Here is a 15551-nt window from a genome sequence, read left to right as displayed (position 1 = left end):
TCCCGAAAACCAAACGGCCCGCATGGTCGACCATAACTCCAGAGCAACCTAAAGCGGTTCACGTGCGACCGCCTGCGTTAGCGCCCCTTGCTAGAGACGAGCCTGCGTAAGGGCCCTGTACGGAGCACGCGTCTTGACGGCTGATGGCGCGTCGGCGAAATGGAGGGTGGGTATGCATGTCCATTCTGCGCATCATCTCGATACCCCCGCCGTGCCCCAGCCTTTCCTGTCGATCGAGCTCGTGTCGAGAAGCAGCCGTTCAAGCGTGCATGTATGCCGCTTCTCGGACATGCTTCAGAGCCGCGCCTACTGCCTGAAAACACTGCGAGCGGACGGCCGCTACTTGGAGCATCAGAGAAGCCTTCTCGCGCGGTTGGTTGCGGGGTCGCGTAAAGCCGCGTCAGAGGAGAGAGGAGCTGGCGCGGTAGCGAGCAGGCGCGCGGCGAACGGAGAAACTGCTAGCGGCGACACCGAAGAAAGAGGAGTGACGGCATTCGGTGCACGCTTCGCTGCGACCGGGGTGCTTCGCGACTCGCGCTTGCGCCCTTCGCACGGGAAGTGGCTCTACTTGGTTTCTGCCTGGGCTGAAGGCGCTCCTCTTTCTCGTATTATTACGCAGCGTGCTCGCGAGCGTCGGCCGCTTCTTCTGGCGGACTCGTTGTCGCTGCTGCTCGCAGTGGCGACCGACCTGCACGATCTGGGACGCTGCGGGGGCTCCGGCGCCGCCCTCATCCATCAAGATCTCAAGCCCTCGAACATCATCGTATCGCCTTCTCCCGTCGAGCGAGCTACCGTCATCGATCTCGATACGGCCTTCTTTCTGGGCGAGCCGACGGACGCCGTGCCCTGCGGCTCATATGGCTACACGGCTCCGGAGGGTATCATGCGCACGCCCGGATGGGAAAACGAGAACCTGGACGTGTTCTCTTTCGGCATTGTGGCGCACGAAGTGCTCACGGGTCGCTGGCCGTATCCCTTTCCGCCGCGCCTGCGTGACGACTTCTCTTTCTGGTCGGCGTACTTCCGCGGGGGAGGCGTTCCGCGCGTCGATCCCTGCCTGCCCGATGATGTGCGCCAACTGGTTCGGTCGTGCGTTGCGCTCGATCCGGGCCTGCGTCCGAGCTCGTCCGAACTGATCGAGCAGGTGGGTCGGTTGGCGGCTCTTTATGCTGGTTCCGGCGCGTCTTGCCCCCTTGCCGCTGCCGCCGCACCGCTTCCTACGCCAGCGTCGACTGCCTTTCCCCTGCTTGATTTACCGCCCGATGAGCCAAGCAATAGTGTTGCGCAATAGGCCGACCTCGCCAAGACGAATAACCTAATAACGATTTACCGGTGCAAACGTATGCTTGACAAAGCAGTTGAGATAAAGGGGACAAGGTGCGGCTGACGACGAACACCGAACAGGCACGGTCATTCGACGTGTCGGGCGAGGATCGGGGATGGCACACGGCGTTGTACTATTTTGCCGAGCATATCCGATCGCTCTCGCGCGGCCGGGTGAACCACAAGGTCCTCTATTCCTACCTTGGGACGAACGGCCACTACATCAACCATGACAATCCCACCATCAGGAAGCGCACTGCGGCGGTGCTGTCGCGACTCGTCCACTCGCGACGCTATGTGGAGGACTTCCGTGCCAGCTACGAGAGAAACCCGCAGGTGTTCGACGATGCGGCGCGGCTGCTGAGCGCCGATCTCTGCAATGGCCCCGATTGCACTGTCGGGGACCTTGTCATTTACTTCTGCGGTCCCTTGTGGACCGACGTGCAGCGCGGGTTGGAGCATGAGCGCGAGGACGGGCGTGTGGAGCTGCGTCTCGATCGCATCGCGAACGAGATGAACTCGCTGTTCGTTTGGTGCGAGCAGCAGCCTGCTGTGCGTAGCGAAGATATGCTGGTTGTGCTCGCATCCTCGTACTTCCACCTCATGACGTTCGGCCATTTGGACGAGCGCTTCGTGTGCGAGCTGGCCGATGAGACGCCTCTCACCATCCCAGATGGCAAGGGCAACGATCCGGATCGAGCCGTTCGGCGCGAAGGCTGTGCCTGCCTCGTCAAGTACGCGAGCGACGAGCCTGATGCCTTGGGCAACTGGTGGACAGTCGCATCCGACCGCCCGTTCTCCATCGGCCGTTACACCGATTGCGACATCATTGAGACGGATCCCTGCGTTTCGCGTCGGCATTGTCGTATCGTAGGGGAGGGTGGAAGATGGCTTCTGGAGGACCAAGGCTCGGTCCATGGGAGCCGCGTTCTGCGCGAGGGCCGCGTTGTGTACGACAGCGCCCGCGACGGTGCCGAGCCGTTCGAGCTCGAGTTCGGCGACCACCTTGTGCTGGCCGGTGCATCTTCGTACTGGTTCGGAGCCCTGCTCGCCGATGATCGCCACGCGCGGCGCTGATCAAGGTTCCTGCGATCCCCAATCTACTCGGAACCCGGGGACTTTGCCCCGCCTGATCGGCTCGAATTTGCGTGGAGAACCCCCGGTGCAGGGGAAAATCACTATAATGGGAGCATTCGCGAATCGAGCCCCCTGCGCGGACGCGCGCGGGCGGCATCGCCTTGCCGTGGCGCTCCCGTCCGACAGGGCGAGACCTGACGAGGAAAGACACCGCCATGAAACCTTACAACCCGCATGAGATCGAGCCCCGCTGGCAGAAGGCGTGGGCCGACGCCGACCTGTACAAAGTGACCGAGGACGCCTCCAAGCCGAAGCGCTACGTGCTCGAGATGTTCCCGTACCCCTCGGGCGACATCCACATGGGGCACGTGCGCAACTACACCATCGGCGACGTCATCGCGCGCTACTCCAAGATGCGCGGCTTCGACGTGCTGCACCCCATGGGCTGGGACGCGTTCGGCCTGCCGGCGGAGAACGCGGCTATCAAGCACCACAACCATCCGGCGAAGTGGACCTACGAGAACATCGATACGCAGAAGGCGTCGTTCAAGCGCATGGGCTTCAGCTACGACTGGGACCGCACCGTGGTGGCGTGCGACCCCGAGTACTACCGCTGGGGCCAGTGGATCTTCCTCAAGATGTGGGAGAAGGGCCTGGTGGAGCGCCGCAACAGCCCGGTGAACTGGTGCCCCAACTGCGAGACGGTGCTCGCGAACGAGCAGGTCACCGAAGGCGAGTGCTGGCGCTGCCACGGCGCGGTGGAGAAGCGCGACCTCACGCAGTGGTACCTCAAGATCACCGACTACGCCCAGGAGCTGCTGGACGACCTCGACCAGCTGGACGGCTGGCCCGAGCGCGTCAAGCAGATGCAGGCGAACTGGATCGGCCGCTCCGAGGGCGCCGAGGTCACGTTCACGCTGTGCGGGCCCGACGGCGAAGCGCCCGCCGAGCCGACTGAGGACGACCTCATCACCGTGTTCACCACGCGCCCTGACACGCTGTTCGGCTGCTCGTTCTTCCTGCTGGCCCCCGAGTACAAGGGCCTCATGGACCTCGTGGCCGGCACCGAGTATGAGGCCGGCGTGCGCGAGGTGGTGGAGCAGGCCGCCAAGGTGAGCGCCGTGGAGCGCGCCCAGGGCGACCGCGAGAAGCACGGCGCGTTCACCGGGCGCTACATGGTGAACCCCGTCAACGGCGAGAAAGTGCCCGTGTGGGTGGCCGACTACATCGTGAGCGACTACGGCACCGGCGCGGTCATGGCCGTGCCCTGCGGCGACCAGCGCGACTTCGAATTCGCGCGCAAGTACGACCTGCCCATCATCCCCATCATCTTGGGCGAGGACGATCCGCTGTTTCCCGAGCTCGACGGCGTGCAGGAGCGTCGCGTGACGAGCGTTGACTGGGATCACGCCTACGACGCCGAGGGCGTCCTCGTGCAGTCCGGCAAGTACACCGGCATGACAGGCGGCAAGCACAGCCCGGCCGTGGACGCCATCATCGCCGACCTCGAGGCGCAGGGCCTCGGCCGCACGAAGGTGGAGTTCCGCCTGCGCGACTGGCTCATCAGCCGCCAGCGCTACTGGGGCAATCCCATTCCGGCCGTCCACTGCCCGGAGTGCGGCCTGGTACCCGTGCCGGAAAGCGACCTGCCGGTGCGCCTGCCCGAGGATATCGACCTCGCCGCCGGCGAGACGCTGGCCACGCACGAGGCGTTCGTGAACACCACGTGCCCCGTGTGCGGCGGCCCGGCCAAGCGCGAGACGGACACCATGGACACGTTCACGTGCTCCAGCTGGTACTACCTGCGCTACACCGACCCGCACAACGACGAGCTGCCGTTCGCGCCCGAGAAGGCGAACCGCTGGCTGCCGGTGGACCAGTACATAGGCGGCATCGAGCACGCCATCCTGCACTTGCTGTACAGCCGCTTCTTTACGAAGGTGCTGCGCGACCTGGGAATGGTCGACTTCGACGAGCCGTTCGCGAACCTTCTGTGCCAGGGCATGGTGAAGGACGAGCACGGCGAGACCATGAGCAAGTCGAAGGGCAACGTCATCGCTCCCGAGGACATGATCGCCGAGTACGGCGCGGACGCCGTGCGCGCCTACATCCTGTTCATGGCCCCGCCCGACAAGGATCTGCTGTGGGACGAGGGCGGCTTGGCCGGCATCTACAAGTTCATGAACCGCGCGTGGCGCATCGTGTGCGACCTGGTGGGCCAAGCGGGCGACGAGACGCTCTACCAGCCGGGCGCGAGCGAGGCCGAGGGCGTCGAGGCGCTCAAGACCCTCGTGCGCGAGCGGCACCGCGTGGCGGGCAAGGTGGTCGACGACTTCGACCGCAACAACTTCAACACCGCCATCGCCGCCATCATGGAGCTGTGCAACGCGGCGGCCGACTACCTGCGCAAGTGCTCGCCCGAGGAGCGTGCGGCCTGCGAGGGCTCCCGCGCCATCGACCCGGAGGTGGCCGAGGTCATCGTGAAGCTCATGGCCCCCATCGCCCCGCACTGGGCCGAGGAGCTGTGGAGCGCGGTGCTGGGCCGCGAGGGCTCCGTGCACACGCAGCCGTGGCCCGAGTTTGACCCCGAGCAGGCCAAGGCCGACGAGGTGGAGCTGGCCGTGCAGGTGAACGGCAAGGTGAAGGCCAAGATCACGGTGGCCGCCGATGCTGCGGAGGACGACGTGAAGGCCGCCGGCCTCGCCGCCGTGGAGGCGGCGCTCGCAGGCAAGGACGTGAAGAAGGTCGTCCTCGTCCCCGGCCGCCTGGTGAACATCGTGGCGAAGTAGCGGGCATCCTGTTTCGTATTCTGGCTGCAGAGGGCATCCCGGGCGTGTTCGGGATGCCCTCTTCCTCTTCAGGCAGGGGAGCTTGCACCATGAACCGCCCTCGGGAGCAAGTGGCAGTTCTTGAAGCCCGGCATAGGCGGTGTCTTGACGTACGTGGCTCCCGATTACATGCCGCCTTGCGCGGCGAACTGCTAGAATCATTGCATTAATCCGCTGAAAACGGGCACGAGGAGAGCGAGGGCATCATGGGCACGCTGTTCGAGGAGATGTGCATCGGGAGCCTGCGGGCGAGGAACCGGTTGGTGCGGGCGGCGACCTACGAGGGGTTGGCCACCGACGACGGGCACCTCACGCCGGAGCTGGCGGCGGTTTGCGAGGATCTGGCGGCCGGCGGGGCGGGCACCGTCATCTTGGGGTACGCGTACGTGACGCCCGACGAGCAGCCGAACCCGCGCATGCTGGGAATCTACGACGACTCGTTCGTGCCGGAGTACCGCGAGCTGGTAGAACGCCTCCATTCCTACGGCGCGCGCGTTGTCTCGCAGATCGTGTACGGAGGCTCCGCAACGAAGCTCGATCCCCCGAGCGCGCGCATCCTGGGTCCGTCGGCGGTGCCCAACCCCAAGACGGGCATCGTCCCCGTCGAGGCCTCGAGGGGCGACATCCGCCTGCTCGTGGAGTCGTTCGCCGCGGCAGCCCGTCGTGCGCGCGACGCGGGGTTCGACGGGGTGGAGCTGCATGCCGCCCACGGCTACCTGCTGAGCCAGTTCCTGAACCCGCTGCTCAACCGTAGGACGGACGAGTACGGCGGCCCTGTTGAGAACCGCGCGCGCATCGTCGTGGAGGCGCTCGCGGCCATTCGGCGGGAGGCAGGCGCGGAATATCCCGTGCTCGTGAAGCTGAACAGCTCGGACGGCGTGGAGGGCGGCCTGACCGAGGACGACAGCCTGGAGGCGGCGCAGCTGCTGGTGGAAGCCGGCGTTTCGGCCATCGAGGTGAGCGGTCCGTGGCGTGCCTGCCGCGCGCGCGATTTCGCCGGCGAGCCGTTCTTCGCCGCCTACGCGCGGCGGCTGGCGCGGGCCGTGCCGGTGCCGGTGATCCTCACGGGCGGCAACCGCCGCGTCGACGCGATGGAGCGCTTGGCCGACGAGGGTATTGCCGGGTTCGGCCTGTGCCGTCCCCTCATCTGCGAGCCCGACCTGCCGAACCGCTGGGCGGCCGACCCGCAGGCGGTTTCGCGCTGTGTCTCATGCAACGGCTGCAGCGCCACGCCGGGCCACCGGTGCGTGCTGCGCTAGCTGGCTGCGCGAGGAGCGGCCGGGCGCCGCAGAGCGTTCTTGCCGGCATCGAGGCATCGGTTCAACCGTTGTTTGTGGACAAGTCCGTGAGATTCGATGGCGGCCGTGTTGCGGCAGCCTGCCGCTTGCGTGCGTTTGCTATCATCAAACCTTATGACACGTAACAAGAAACATGGATGGTTGAGGCGTATGGTCGGGTTCGTGGTCGGGTGCGCGGTCGTTGCGGCGTTGGTCGTGGCGGGAACGAACCTCGCCACGGTTACCACGACGAAGGACGCCATCGTCGACACCGAGACGGCCGCGGCTTTCGGTGCCGATGCCATCGTGGTGCTGGGCGCCTCCGTGTTCGCCGACGGCACGCCGTCGGGCATCCTCCAGGACCGCCTGGACGACGGCATCGCGCTGTACCGTGCGGGCGCCGCGCCCAAGATGATCATGAGCGGCGACAACTCCACGGTGTCGTACAACGAGGTGAAGGCCATGAAGGACTACGCCATCGCCCAAGGCGTCCCCAGCGAGGATATCTTCTGCGACCATGCGGGCTTCTCCACTTACGAGAGCATGTACCGCGCCAAGCACGTGTTCGGTGCCGAGCGCATCGTGGTGGCCACGCAGACCTACCATCTGTACCGGGCCCTCTACTCCGCCCAGGGTCTGGGCGTCGAGGCCCTGGGCGTGCCGAGCGACTACCACGCCTACAGCAAGCAGGCCCAGTACGACCTGCGCGAGATCCCCGCGCGCACGAAGGACTTCTTCAAGACGTTGTTCAAGGCCCCCTCGACGTTCGTGGGCGATCCCATCAGCCTGAACCAGTCGGGCGACGTGACGAACTAGCGCGCCAGGTGCCCCAAAGACAGCATCCGCAGCCGCCGCGGGAGGGAGAAGCCGGCGGCTGCGGACGTGTCGAGCGAAAAGCTCGCCAGATCGGGGTGCTAGAACAGCACCACCGGCACGGCGGCCATGATAACCAGGTAGCGCAGCAGGAAGCCGCCCACCAGCACGCCAACCTCGCCGGTGACGGCAAGGCCGGTCGAACCCGAGCCGTCATTCGCAGCCTTCTTGGCCTTGGACGCTTGGAGCAGCTCCAGGCAGAAGGGCAGCGCCAGCCCCACCAGAACCAATCCCAGCCAGAACGGCACGGCGTACGCGCCGAACGCCAAGCTGGCAACCGAGGCCGCTGCGGCAAGCGCCGCGCTGCCGCCCGTGCCGGACACGACGCCCAGAAGCGCGGCGATCAGCACGGCCTCGACAACGGGAAGCACGAGCCCCGCCTTCCTCAAAAAACCGAGGGATTCCAAGCCCTCCGCCTTCATGAGGTGCGCGACCAGGAGTACGGCCGCGAAGCCGGTCGACGTCGCCGAGACCAGGAACAGCAGCGGCAGCACGATGGGGTTCCACAGCGGGAAGCCGGGGGCGTCGCCCAGCAGCATGCCGGTGTACACGGCCACGGCTACGGCGCACACGAGGCCCACGACGTCCAGCGCCTTGGGCGTGGCCTTCTTCACGAGCATGACCACCAACGCGATCGCGCTCACCGCCATGAACGCGACGAGGATGACCACGCCCCACGCCATGATGGACGAGAAGTTGCCCAGCAGCCCGAAGAAGCGCAGCGGGTTCATGAGCCCCGCCTTGGCATCCACCATGAGCAGCACCGTGCCCACGCCCACCGCGATGGGCGCGATGACGTAGCCGATGGTGCGCAGCTTCACGGCATCGGGTCTCACGAAGCCCGCGAGCGCGGCGAGCGCGAACGCGCCGGCGCCCAATCCTGCCAGAAACAGGTACGTTGCGATGATTCCATCCCATACCATGCTGATCACCCCTCGTACGGCTTGACGACGTTGCCGCCACGGTGGATGGCGGATGTTGCGGGCAGGCCCTCAACCTGCGAAAGTCCCACGTAGAGAACCGACGGGTTCAATCCGAGGTCGGCGAAGAGCGCTTCGCCCCCGACGTCCGCGACCTTTTTCGCTATATCGCTCGACGGGTCGTCCAGGTCGCCGAAGTAACGTGCGCGGGTTACGCAGGTGGACACGCAGGCAGGCAGCAGGCCGTGTGCGGTACGGTGGTGGCAGAATGTGCACTTGCCCACCTCGCCCGTGTCGTCATCGACCCATCGCGCCTGGTAAGGACAGGCGGCCATGCAGTACTTGCAGCCGATGCACTTCTCGGCGTCAACCAGCACCACGCCGTCCTCCGTGCGGTAGCTGGCGCCTGTCGGGCACACCTTCACGCAAGGGGCATCGGCGCAATGGTTGCACAGCTTCGGTTGGTTGGCGCGGCGAGCCTGCTCGCCGGTTCCCACGTCCCAGCTTTCCACCCAGGTGTTGAACTTCGTGAGCGGCACGCCGTTCTCCTGCTTGCAGGCGACGGCGCACGCGTTGCAGCCGATGCAGAGGGATAGGTCGATCAGCATGCCGAAACGCTTCGTTGAGGTGCTCATGATCACTCCCTCCTATGCCTTCTCGATCCGGTACATTCCGCCGCTGCGGCCGGGCGAGCCGGCATCGCTGTCGACGTGGGGGTAGATGACCCCCTCCTCGAGCGTCGGGTCGAGCATCGTCTGCAGATGGATGCCGGCGCCGATGGCGGGGTCGCCCTTCGCCAGCGTGCCGTCGACCTCGCGATCCTGGGTTCCATAAGCGCGATGCCCGTAGCCGAAAGCCACGCCGAACGTGCCGCGCGCAATGCCGGCGCGTACCATGGCCTCGCCTTCCATTATGTCGCCCGTGGGGTTCGCGATACGCACGATGTCGCCGTCCCCGATGCCCAGCGCCGCCGCGTCCTCCAGGTTGAGTTCCAGGTAGTTCTTCTCGCACAGGTCGCGCATGAGCGGGCTGTTCGCCTGCATGGATATCGAGCGGAATCGGGGTTTGTAATTCGTGGATCGGAACGGCCATTCCTTTTCGTCGTACACGTCGGCGATGGGGGTTCGGTCGCAGAAATCCTCGGGCACGTAGCGCAGGGCCGCGTCAGGATAGGCACCTGAATAGGGGTTCTTGTTCAAGGCCTTCTTCTCGCTGTAGTACTGCACCAGGTACTCCTTGGCGTACGCGCTGCGGCCGTCCTTTTGGCTGGTCTCGATGGGCCAGAAGCGCCCGCCGCGGGATAGCACGTTCAGGACCTTCGGCCACTCCTCGGCCGTGACCGCGTCTTGCCATGAGGCGGGGAGTTCATCGAGCGCCTGCAACCGCACGTCCTCGTCGCTCACATCGGCCACCGGCTCGATGGCGTAGGCCAGGTTGGCCACGGCCTTCAAGAAGAAGTCGGCTGCATCGTTCAATGGATAGAAGGTGCCGTCTGCGCTCTCGATAGCGTTCTCGCCGAAGCCGGGAAGGTTGCAGGCACGTGCAACGTCGACGCAGAAGGCCTCGAAGCTTGCGAAGCGGCCGTCGGCAAGCTCGACGGTGCTTGGCGGTTTCGCTTGCCACCGCACCGTGTTGCCCTGGCCGCGCCAGTAGCCCTCTTGCGTGACTACGCCGAAGCTCTCGAACGGCGTGGTGTCGGGCACGATATAGTCTGCCAATTGCGCATGCTCGCCGATGAATGCGTCGCAGGCAATGTGGAGCGGCACCACATCGGGGTCCTTGAGCTTCTCGATGACGCTGTCGCGCAGGGCGCCCGAGGTGGCCTGCAGCGTGTTCGTCATCCAGGAGACGAGTATCTTCGCGCGGTAGGGGTACTCGTTCACGATGGAGACGAGCGCCTGGTTATCCGAGGTGGAGGGAACGTTGAGCCAAGGAAGCTTGGGCTTCGGGTCCTTCTCGCCCGCCGCTACGCGCGCCTTGTACTCGTCGGTCTGCGAGAACAGCTTCTGGGTGCGGCAAAGGTACGTGGCGTTCTTGGTGGAAACGGCTGGCTTGCCCTTGACGGTGGCCAGCTTGTAACGGGCCCCGTCGGCCGTGGTCTTCACGCCTATGCGGTAGCAGTTGCATCCGCCGGTCATCTGGTCGGAGCCGATGAGCCCGTTGAGCGCCGGATAGGCCAGCACGCCCTGGGTGCCGTTGGCAGTGGCTGTCCCGCCGAACCCGAGGCGCGCCGACGCCCTGGTCCCATGTGCGGTGAACTCTTTCGCTATACGTTCCATGGTGGCGACTGACGTGCCTGTGATCTGGGCGTACTCATCCATCGTGTGCTCGTAGGCGTTGTCTTTCAAGAAGAGGAAGCTGCTGCGCACCTTCACGCCGTTTACCTCGCCCTCGTACTCGATGGTTGCGGCGTCGCATTGGGTGTGCAGGGCGGGTTGCCCCGTGGCCTGGTCGATGACGACATAATGTTGGACGGGAGCGGTGGCTTTCGGGTCGGGTGCCGGCTCCTCGAGCCCCGCGTCGGCGGCGCGCATGAGCTTGCGGTAGTTCGGGTGGTCCTCGTCTACGATGACGAGGTGGCTCGCGTTCGTGTACGAGGCGAAACCGCCTGCGAACGCGCTCTGGTAGTTCGGGTAGGATAGGAACGTGGCGTTGTAGGTCTTGTCATCGAGTATCTTCTGGATGATGCCGAGTGCGAATGCTGCGTTCGTTGCCGTTTTGATGGGTATCCAGGTGATACCCTCGACGGTGGGGGTCACGCAGCCGTTGCCCAGCACCGGGTCCACCACGTCGATGGTGCATTTGCCGGTTTTCAGGCGATCGAGGGTTCGCTTGGCGATTCCCTGGAAGCTCTTGCCGTTTGCTCCGGGGAATGCTCCTATGAATAAGACGTACTCGCCCTCCTCCAGGTCGGGTTGGGTGTTGTTCGAAGCGGTCTCTGCCAGCGCACGCGCTGTTTGGGAGCCGCCTCAAGTGGAGCCGTGGCCATACTGGTTTAGCGAGCCGAAGCAGTTGGTGAAACGGGTTCCGATGGTGGTGCGGCCGTCGCCTCGTCCGCCCAGCATGACGAACTGGTTCGACACCGGTCCCAGGTCGGGGCAGTCGGGGTTCAAAGGCGTCACGGTATCATGGAGAGCTTTGAAGCCCTCGACCTCGCGATCCTCGCCCGCGTCGGCGAACAGCTTGCCGCCCTCGGTGACCTCCTTGATAAGGTCGTCCCAGGTGATTGCCTTCCATTTGCCTTCGCCGCGCTTGCCGGCGCGCTTGAGCGGCGCGGTAATGCGGTCGGGTTGCGCGTATACGTCCTGGGTTGCCTGCCCCCGGCCGCACACGGTGCCGCGGGTGAGGTTTCCCTTGCCGGGTGCGAACCCCATGGCCTGGTAGGCCTCGCTGAGCGGCTCGTCGAAGTTCAAGAACGGGTATGCGCAGCTCGGGTGATAAGGGTTTCCGCCCACCGAGATGAGGCGACCCGTTTGCCGGTCCAGCTTGAGACGGTTGCCGCACGAGCTATAGCAGCCGAGGCATGCGCTGTAGCGCACGATCACGTCCTCGTTGACCTCAAGCTTGCCCGTCACGGTATCGACGGTTGCCTCGAGGGGCTGACCGTTCTGCTGTTCGGGAAACGCGGTTTCCTCTGCTTGTGCCTTAGGCACCTGGCCGGCGATCCCCACGCCAGCGATCGACAGGGCGCCGAGGCCGCCAGCAGCTTTCAGAAAGCTCCTGCGATCTAGGTTGGTCCTTGCCATACTCCCTCCTTCTCCTCTGTTGAGTGCGTCGGTTGCGCTTGCATCCGACCCTGTCATCATCCACGGCAGGGAGCCCGCGCGCATCACCGCATTGCCGTAATGCTTGGCGCAGAAGGCCTCGCAGGCCTAATCATGATGTGACTATTTTCGCATCGTCCCAGGTGGGCAGTTGCCACGCCACCGACATTCTTGCCAGTTTGCGCTACTATTGGATGGGGAAGAGGTCGTGCGCCGAACCTCGGAGATCTGCCTTGAGGGGGGACAACGGCATGGTTCAGTATCTTGCAGGGCACATGAAGGGGTACCGGAAGCAGGCGATAGGGTTCGCTTTCTTCTTGGCGTGGAACTACTTTTCCTTCTTCTCGTGCGGGCTGGTTCCCGTTATCCGCGTGGTGCGCAGCAGCGAGCGTGTTTGGGTTTGGGCGGGCCTGCTCATTGCCGTGGCGTCCCTTGTGCTCATGGTTGCCTCCTCGCGAACGCGGCTTGCGGGCAAGAAATCGTTCGGGGTAGTGGCGGCCCTTTTCGCCTCGGTGGGGACCGTGGTTATCTGGACGAGCTTCTTCTACGAGTCGACGTACCAGACGGTATCTGCCGTTGGCGGCATGGTTGCCGGCGTCGGCTTCGCTATGATGGCGTTGGTCTGGGGAGACCGGATGAGCCGCTACAACGAGGCTGCCATAGAATTCTCTGCGCCGGCTTCGTTTATCCTGTCGTTTTTCCTTTACTTCATCCTCCTTGCCCTTAAAGGGCCCGCATCGATGGCAGTGAACGCCTTGCTCCCCCTGCTTTCCATGTACTTCGCCTTTCGTGCTGCCGATTTGTCCACGGGTGGGGCGGATGTGGGCGTCAAAGTAGATCGGCTGATAGATGGACGCGAGCTTGCTTCCGCTCTGGCGGGAGTCGCAACGTTGAGCCTGCTGTTCGCGATGCTCTGGTTCCAGTTCGCGTATTTTCGGCTGCTCTCGACGCCTGATGTGGTAGGCGATCGGTTCCTGCACTACCTCGTGCCGTTCTCGTGCTCGTCCGTGCTCTCCATCATCGCCCTGCTGTCGTGCATCAAGCTGTCGCGCCAGCTTAACTTCACGCTCATGTTTCGCTGGGGGCTGCCGCTCCTGCTGCTCAGCTATGCGCTGCTGTACTACGACTACGACGACCCGGTGCAGCGGATCGTGGCGTATACGGTGAACTTCATCGGCATGTTCGGCGTGCAGTTCAGTTTCTGGATTGCCGCCCCGAAGTTCGTTCGGCGTTCCAATGTTCCTGCTTACCTGCTGTTCGGCGCGTTGTTCGCTGCCGAAGGGGTGGGGATATTCGTCGGCACATGGTACGGACTGGCCGTTATCGACGGCGTTACCGCTGCGAACGTGATGAACGAGTCGCTGCTGTTCTTCGTGGCTGTGCTGCTGGTTGCCATGGTGGTGGGCTTCAATCCGCGCTGGTCGTTCTTCCGCATGAGTCCGCGCTGGTCGGGCCGCGATGATAAGGCGGAGGGCGGGGCTGCTGACAGTACGTCCACTGCCGACGACATCAGCGCCTTGTTCGCGCAGCAGGCGGAGGAGCTGCGGGCGACCTATGGCCTGTCGAACAGGGAGACGGAGGTGGCAGAGCTGCTGCTGGCCGGAAGGAGTCGGCCTTACATTCGCGATGAGCTCATCATTTCCTTGAACACCTTGCATGCGCATGCGCGCAATATCTACGCCAAATGCGGAGTACATTCTCAGCAGGAGTTCATGGATCTACTGCGGCCGGCCGGGAAGCGGGAGGGAACCGAAGGGTGACGGGGCGGGCATGCAGCGGGCGCGATGCGCGCCCGTGCTGGCGCCTTGCTACCCGTACCGCTCGATCAGGTCGATGACCTGCTGCTTCGAATGAAGGTCGGTCTTTTCCAATATGCGGCGGATGTGGGTGCGCACGGTGCTCTCGGACACGAAGAGGGCCTCGGCGATCACCTTGGCGGAGCGGCCGCGAGCCAGGAAGGGCAGCACCTCGGCCTCGCGGCGGGTGAGGCCGTAGTCTTCTGCGATGGCGGTGTAGAGGACCTGCTCGGCATCGTCGGCGGCCGTCGGGGTAGGGGCTTCGGGTGCGGCAGGTGACGGTGCCGGTTCCGGTGCTGCGGAAGCGGTCGCGGCTGGCATGGCGGGCGCGTGCGCGGCCGCGGTGGCGGGCACCGCAGGTGCGAAGACGGCCGCAGCATCTGCGGGAGTGGCGACGGGCGCGGGCGCCCCTCCGACCTGCGGCGGGACTGCCACTCCGTCCAAGTACGCATCGTCCCGGTTCTTGCCGTCGCCTGCCGCCAGGCGGCGCTTGCGGCGCAGCGCGTTGAACAGCCCCAACATGACCAGCACGTACAGCGCGCCGATGGACACGCCCACGATGAGCGCCGACGGCTTGCCCGGCACGAGCGTGATGAGGAACCCGATGCCCATGCCCACCAGGCGCAGCAGCACGGACAGCGAGCGCACGATGCCGCCCACGATGTAGCCCGACACGGCGAAGTCGTAGGAACAGGCCGCCACGAGCGACCAGATGATGACGTCGAACAAGCCGTAGCTGGCGCTCATGATGATGTTGAGCGCCACGGGGTTCGTCTCCCAGAAGAACGGCAGCACGGCGAACAGCACCACGATCACCGGCACGATGATGCGGTAAGCCAGGTCCAGGTTGATGCGCGTGCGCGCGTACAGCACGAGGCCCACGAGCGCCGCAGCCACCGCAAGGTTGGCCACGAGAGGGCTGAGGTGCGCCTCGTTCACCGACCCCACCGAGAACACGGTGAGCTCCCATACGAAGCCGAACAGGCACGAGAGTACCAGGCTGGCCACTATCAACCCCAGCAGCGAGCCCAGCGCGGCAAGCGAGCGGCGCGTCCCGCCCGAGGGCGCGGCGCGACCGTCCGGCTGCTCCGCTCGGCATCGCAGCAGGCATGCGTACGAAGCCAAGGGCAGCGGCAGCATGAGCACGATGGCGGGCACGCCCAGGTTCTCGCTCAAGAGCGACACGGCCAGGAACAGCGCAGCGGTGAGCAGGAACGTCACCGGCAGGTAGAACGACGTGCGCGCCGGATGCATGCGCCCGTAGCAGTCGGCCCAGCTTCCCCAGAACAGGCCGTAGCCAACACCCGCCACCACGGCCCCTCCCAACAGCAGCGGCAGCAGCGCGCCGCCTCCTGCGCGCCCGGCGGCGAACACCAGCAGCAGGCCGGCGACCACGAGCACGGGCAGGGGCCAGATGGGCAGGCGGTCGATGCGCACGGGGTCGTTCTCGACCCAGGCGGCCACCGCCAGCATGGTGGTCATGTTAGCAACGAACGACACGATGACCACCAGCGACTCGTATTCCGGCGTGTTGGCGGAGCCCGACAACAGGATGGAGCTGCGGAACGTGAGCATGCTGCAGGCCCAGAAGAAACCCATGCCCACATGGCGCAGGCGCATCGTCTTCCACACCATGCGCATGCTGCGCCGATCGCGTGCGACGGACACCGGTTCCCCTATCTCGTATGGTGCC

Annotated in this window: 11 protein-coding genes; 6 read left to right on the top strand and 5 right to left on the bottom strand. The window is 65.1% G+C overall.

What is annotated here, in order from left to right:
* Positions 1-484 precede the first annotated feature (484 nt).
* From BN3560_RS05855 to BN3560_RS05835, 5 genes are all read left to right on the top strand, one after another.
* Positions 485-1291, top strand: a complete 807-nt coding sequence (locus BN3560_RS05855; RefSeq protein ID WP_157780550.1) for a protein kinase domain-containing protein — start codon at positions 485-487, stop codon at positions 1289-1291.
* Positions 1292-1377: 86 nt separating this feature from the next.
* Positions 1378-2400: an FHA domain-containing protein gene (locus BN3560_RS14530; protein ID WP_197702175.1), complete on the top strand. Its 1023-nt coding sequence runs from the start codon at positions 1378-1380 to the stop codon at positions 2398-2400.
* Positions 2401-2615: 215 nt separating this feature from the next.
* Complete coding sequence (gene leuS / locus BN3560_RS05845) at positions 2616-5189, top strand: leucine--tRNA ligase (protein ID WP_096227365.1); 2574 nt, start codon at positions 2616-2618, stop codon at positions 5187-5189.
* A 245-nt stretch (positions 5190-5434) separates the two neighbouring features.
* Positions 5435-6487 (top strand): NADH:flavin oxidoreductase, encoded by a 1053-nt coding sequence (locus BN3560_RS05840; protein ID WP_096227364.1) that lies wholly within the window; start codon positions 5435-5437, stop codon positions 6485-6487.
* A gap of 189 nt (positions 6488-6676) precedes the next feature.
* Entirely contained in the window at positions 6677-7321 is a 645-nt protein-coding gene (locus BN3560_RS05835; protein ID WP_096227363.1) for a SanA/YdcF family protein, read from the top strand.
* A 98-nt stretch (positions 7322-7419) separates the two neighbouring features.
* Here BN3560_RS05835 and nrfD read toward each other — a convergent pair whose 3' ends face one another.
* Genes nrfD through BN3560_RS05815 form a run of 4 tightly spaced genes read right to left on the bottom strand, consistent with a single transcriptional unit; the run spans position 7420 to position 12044 of the window.
* A complete protein-coding gene (gene nrfD / locus BN3560_RS05830; protein ID WP_096227362.1) occupies positions 7420-8301 on the bottom strand; it encodes an NrfD/PsrC family molybdoenzyme membrane anchor subunit in 882 nt (293 codons plus the stop codon).
* Between the two features lie 5 nt (positions 8302-8306).
* Positions 8307-8933 carry a 4Fe-4S dicluster domain-containing protein gene (locus tag BN3560_RS05825; protein WP_096228602.1) on the bottom strand — a complete coding sequence of 209 codons (627 nt, stop codon included), beginning with the start codon at positions 8931-8933 and terminating at the stop codon, positions 8307-8309.
* 12 nt (positions 8934-8945) lie between these two features.
* Positions 8946-11243 carry a molybdopterin dinucleotide binding domain-containing protein gene (locus BN3560_RS05820; protein WP_227115052.1) on the bottom strand — a complete coding sequence of 766 codons (2298 nt, stop codon included), beginning with the start codon at positions 11241-11243 and terminating at the stop codon, positions 8946-8948.
* A 24-nt stretch (positions 11244-11267) separates the two neighbouring features.
* Positions 11268-12044 carry a twin-arginine translocation signal domain-containing protein gene (locus BN3560_RS05815; RefSeq protein WP_096227360.1) on the bottom strand — a complete coding sequence of 259 codons (777 nt, stop codon included), beginning with the start codon at positions 12042-12044 and terminating at the stop codon, positions 11268-11270.
* A gap of 269 nt (positions 12045-12313) precedes the next feature.
* On the opposite strand from BN3560_RS05815, the gene BN3560_RS05810 reads away from it, so the two are divergent.
* Positions 12314-13822, top strand: coding sequence for a helix-turn-helix transcriptional regulator (locus tag BN3560_RS05810; protein WP_157780549.1), 1509 nt, complete (start codon positions 12314-12316; stop codon positions 13820-13822).
* Between the two features lie 48 nt (positions 13823-13870).
* On the opposite strand, the gene BN3560_RS05805 is transcribed toward BN3560_RS05810, so the two are convergent.
* Complete coding sequence (locus BN3560_RS05805; RefSeq protein WP_172623300.1) at positions 13871-15499, bottom strand: helix-turn-helix transcriptional regulator; 1629 nt, start codon at positions 15497-15499, stop codon at positions 13871-13873.
* Between the last annotated feature and the right edge of the window lie 52 nt (positions 15500-15551).

Source organism: Gordonibacter urolithinfaciens (assembly GCF_900199375.1).
GTDB classification, from domain to species: Bacteria; Actinomycetota; Coriobacteriia; order Coriobacteriales; family Eggerthellaceae; genus Gordonibacter; species Gordonibacter urolithinfaciens.
Note: the sequence above shows the minus strand (reverse complement) of the source record. Positions and strands in the feature narration are given on the sequence as shown.

Coding starts and splice junctions, on each gene's coding strand:
- leuS (WP_096227365.1), top strand. CDS start 2,616: ATGAAACCTTACAACCCGCATGAGATCGAGCCCCGCTGGCAGAAGGCG.
- BN3560_RS05840 (WP_096227364.1), top strand. CDS start 5,435: ATGGGCACGCTGTTCGAGGAGATGTGCATCGGGAGCCTGCGGGCGAGG.
- BN3560_RS05835 (WP_096227363.1), top strand. CDS start 6,677: ATGGTCGGGTTCGTGGTCGGGTGCGCGGTCGTTGCGGCGTTGGTCGTG.
- nrfD (WP_096227362.1), bottom strand. CDS start 8,301: ATGGTATGGGATGGAATCATCGCAACGTACCTGTTTCTGGCAGGATTG.
- BN3560_RS05825 (WP_096228602.1), bottom strand. CDS start 8,933: ATGAGCACCTCAACGAAGCGTTTCGGCATGCTGATCGACCTATCCCTC.
- BN3560_RS05815 (WP_096227360.1), bottom strand. CDS start 12,044: ATGGCAAGGACCAACCTAGATCGCAGGAGCTTTCTGAAAGCTGCTGGC.
- BN3560_RS05810 (WP_157780549.1), top strand. CDS start 12,314: ATGGTTCAGTATCTTGCAGGGCACATGAAGGGGTACCGGAAGCAGGCG.
- BN3560_RS05805 (WP_172623300.1), bottom strand. CDS start 15,499: ATGCGCATGGTGTGGAAGACGATGCGCCTGCGCCATGTGGGCATGGGT.